At 71.0% G+C, this 3694-nt stretch carries 4 protein-coding genes and 1 rRNA gene; all 5 read right to left on the reverse strand.

Annotated elements, in window-relative coordinates:
- Window positions 1–789, reverse strand: a 789-nt coding sequence (locus tag GTW67_RS15895) for an acetoin utilization protein AcuC (protein WP_161165479.1), incomplete at its 3' end; no start/stop codon positions are given.
- Window positions 740–1966 carry an MFS transporter gene (locus GTW67_RS15900; RefSeq protein WP_161165480.1) on the reverse strand — a complete coding sequence of 409 codons (1227 nt, stop codon included), beginning with the start codon at window positions 1964–1966 and terminating at the stop codon, window positions 740–742. The genes GTW67_RS15895 and GTW67_RS15900, both read right to left, overlap by 50 nt.
- 23 nt (window positions 1967–1989) lie before the next feature.
- Window positions 1990–2769 carry a VC0807 family protein gene (locus tag GTW67_RS15905; protein WP_161165481.1) on the reverse strand — a complete coding sequence of 260 codons (780 nt, stop codon included), beginning with the start codon at window positions 2767–2769 and terminating at the stop codon, window positions 1990–1992.
- Window positions 2770–2862: 93 nt separating this feature from the next.
- Complete coding sequence (locus tag GTW67_RS15910) at window positions 2863–3507, reverse strand: HAD family hydrolase (protein ID WP_161165482.1); 645 nt, start codon at window positions 3505–3507, stop codon at window positions 2863–2865.
- Window positions 3508–3567: 60 nt separating this feature from the next.
- Window positions 3568–3684 (reverse strand): 5S ribosomal RNA (gene rrf / locus GTW67_RS15915).
- Window positions 3685–3694: the final 10 nt, after the last annotated feature.

Here is a 3694-nt window from a genome sequence, read left to right on the forward strand (position 1 = left end):
CGGATCCTCGAAGTGCGTATCCGCCCCGTGCTGCGTCACCAGCACCTGCGGCCGGAAGTCCGCGATCAGCTCCGGCACCACCGCGTGGAACGCCCGCACCCACCCGGCGTCCCCCGTCCCCGCCGGCAGCGCCACGTTCACCGCCGACCCCTCCGCACAGTCGGCCCCCGTCTCCTCCGGCCACCCCGTCTGCGGGAACAGCGACCGCGGATGCTCGTGCAGCGAGATCGTCAGCACCCGCGGGTCCTCCCAGAACGCCGCCTGCACCCCGTCCCCGTGATGCACGTCCACGTCCACGTACGCGACCCGCTCCGCCCCCAGCTCCAGCAGCCGCGCGATCGCCAGCGCCGCGTCGTTGTAGACGCAGAACCCCGACGCCGCCCCCGGCATCGCATGGTGCAGCCCGCCCGCGAAGTTCACCGCGTGCAGCGCGTCCCCCCGCCACACCGCCTCCGCCGCGCCCACCGACTGCCCGGCGATCAGCGCGGACACCTCATGCATCCCCGCGAACGCCGGATCGTCGATCGTCCCGAGCCCGTACGACCCGTCCGCCGCGCCCGGATCCGCCGACGCCGCCTTCACCGCGTCGATGTAGTCCTCCCGGTGGACCAGCCGCAGCGTCGACTCCCCGGCCGCCTTCGCCGCGACGACCTCCACCTCCCGGTCGAGCCCGAGGGCACCGACCAGCCCTCGCGTCAGCGCGAGCCGGACCGGATCCATCGGATGGTCCGGACCGAAGTCATAGCCCGTTACTGCCTCGTCCCACATCAGCTGTGCGCGGCCGCTCATGCCCGCCACCGTATCGGTCCGGTTGAGCCTCGAACGACCTGGCGTACACCAGTGTCACCAGCACCAACACCATCGGCACGAGCATCGCCCCGCGGTAGCTCCAGGCGTCCCCGAGCGCCCCCACCAGCGGCGAACCGACCAGGAAACCGACGTAGTTGAAGACGTTGAGCCGCGCCACCGCCACATCGGACGCCCCGGGGAACAGGCGTCCCGCCGCCGCGAACGTCTGCGGCACCAGCACGCACAGTCCCAACCCCAGCAGCGTGAACCCGAGCATCCCGATCCACGCCCCCGGTGCCACGGCCACCACCGCGAACCCGCCGGCCGCGACCACCGCACCGCCCCGCACCACCGCCGCGGCCCCCAGCCGCCGCACCCCGAAGTCCCCGACGGCCCGCCCCACCAGCGTCGTCACCATGTACACGTTGTACGGAACGGTCGCCAGCTGCTCGGAACTCCCCAGCACGTCCTGGAGGTACTTCGCGCTCCAGTTGGAGACCGTCGAGTCCCCGATGTACGCGAACGTCATCACCAGACACAGCGGCAGCAGCACCTTGAACCCGACACCGGCACCACCGCCCCCGCCCGCCGGCGACGCCGCCGCTCCCGCGTCCGCCCGCTCCCCGTCGACGTACCACAGGCTCCCCACCAGCGCGGCCGGCAGCAGCACCGCCACCGCCGGGAGGTACGACACCCACAGCTCCAGCTCCCAGTGCGCCCCCACCCACGCCAGCGAGGCCCCCAGGATCCCGCCCAGGCTGTACGCCGCGTGGAACCCGAGCATGATGCTGCGCCCGTACGCCCGCTGGAGGCTCACCCCGAGCATGTTCATCGAGGCGTCCAGCGCCCCCACCGCCAGCCCGAACACCGCCAGCGCCGCGGCCACCGCCGCGATCCCGTCCCCCGCGCCGGCGCCCAGCAGCGCCAGCAGCACCACGGGCTGGGACCAGCGCAGCATCCGGCTGGGCCGTACCCGCCGCACCAGCCGCTCGGTCACCACGCTCCCGACGCCGGCGAGGATCGGCACGGCGGCCAGGAAGACCGGCAGCAGCGCGTCGGAGATGCCGTACCGGTCCTGGATGGCGGGAATGCGCGTCACCAGCAGCGCGAAGGCCACACCCTGCGCGAAGAAGCCGAACGCCAAAGAGGCCCTGCCGCGCCGCAGCACATCTGTCATGGCGGCGAGCGTAGGGCCCCGGCTTACCGGTGGGTAGATCCCGCCAAAGATGAATTCTTCTCAACTTCGCCGAGCAGCCCGACGGAGACGGAAGAGGAGACGGGCGAGGAGACGGGGCCGGCGACGGGACCACCGCAGTCAGCGGCGACGGCGGCCCCGACCATGTGCGCCATCGGCGCCGCGCCCAGAGCACCGCTCACCACGAACGCGAGCACCATCGTGGCGACCATGACGACCGTCCCCAGCCAGACCATCGTGTCGACCGGCACCGTGTAGGCCCCCACGACCCGCACCGCGCACTCCACGACGAACGCCGCACCCCACACCGTGGTGAACGCCAGCTCCGCCCTCCGGAACGCCGGCGACTCCCGCCGCAGCCGCTCCCAGGCGGCCTCCCGCCGGTCGTCGCCCTTGATCAGCCACGGCTTGAGGTTGGCCGTCATCATCGGCCGCCGCGTCAGCACGGACGCCAGCAGCACGATCCCCACCACGCTGGTGACGGCACTGTCCTTCACCAGCAGCAGCCGGGCGTCCCCCGTGCCGAAGCTGAGCAGCAGCCCGGCGAGGTTCGCCAGCAGGATCAGCACGGGCAGCCCGTTCACCTCCCGGTGCCTGCGCAGACCCCACCCGGTCCGCAGCACCGGCACGACGCTGCTCCAGCCGAGCGCGGCGACGGAGCTCATCCCGAACGCGCCCTTCAGGAGGTAGTACGACCCGACCGGTACCCCCACGTCCAGGAGGACGGAGACGAAGGTACGACGCTTGCCCTGCCGCTGGTTGCCCGTGCCCGTGTTCGTCGTCATGCACACAGCTTCGCGGCCGGACCCGGTCCCGCAGTAGAAACAACCGTCCGGAGCTACGCATGACAAATGTCAGCGCGGTCCCGCTGCCTCGGGTCATACGAGCAGGTCAGCCAACTCCCCCATGTCGCCGAAGAGTCGAGTGGCCCCGGCGAGCTTGGCGGCGGGCGTCATCCCGGTGTACCCGTACACGTCCATCCCGGCCGCGACGGCCGCCCGCACACCGAGCGCGCTGTCCTCGACCACCACGCACCGCTCCGGCGCGACGCCCATCCGCTCGGCCGCGTGCAGGAAGAGATCGGGCGCCGGCTTCCCCCGGCCCACGTCCTCGGAGCTGAAGATCCGCGCGTCGTCGAACCACCGGTCCAGCCCGGTCTTCCGATGCCCCACCCGGATCCGCTGATGGCTCCCGGAAGAGGCCACGCAGTACGGCACGTCGTCCGCGGCAAGCTTCTCCAGCACCCCGACGACCCCGGGAACGGCCTCCAGGCCCTCCTCGAAGGCCGCGAACACGCGTCCGTGGAAGACGTCGTCGAAGTCCTCCGGAAGCCGCCGGCCGGACCGCTCCAGCACGGTGTCGTGCACCCGGTGCATCGCGGCCCCCATGTAGTCCCGCAACGACTCGTCGTACGACGTCGGGTGCCCCAGTTCGGTCAGATAGGCGGCCAGCAGCCGGTTGGAGATCGGCTCACTGTCGACGAGGACACCGTCATTGTCGAAGACAACCAGTTCGTAGCGCATACAAAGACCCTAAACGCAGAAAACCCCGCACCGTGAGGTGCGGGGTTTCCCGAAATGATTGTTCGGCGGCGTCCTACTCTCCCACAGGGTCCCCCCTGCAGTACCATCGGCGCTGTAAGGCTTAGCTTCCGGGTTCGGAATGTAACCGGGCGTTTCCCTAACGCTATGACCACCGAAACACTATGAA

It is taken from the genome of Streptomyces sp. SID5910 (genome assembly GCF_009862125.1).
In the GTDB taxonomy this organism is placed as follows: domain Bacteria; phylum Actinomycetota; class Actinomycetes; order Streptomycetales; family Streptomycetaceae; genus Streptomyces.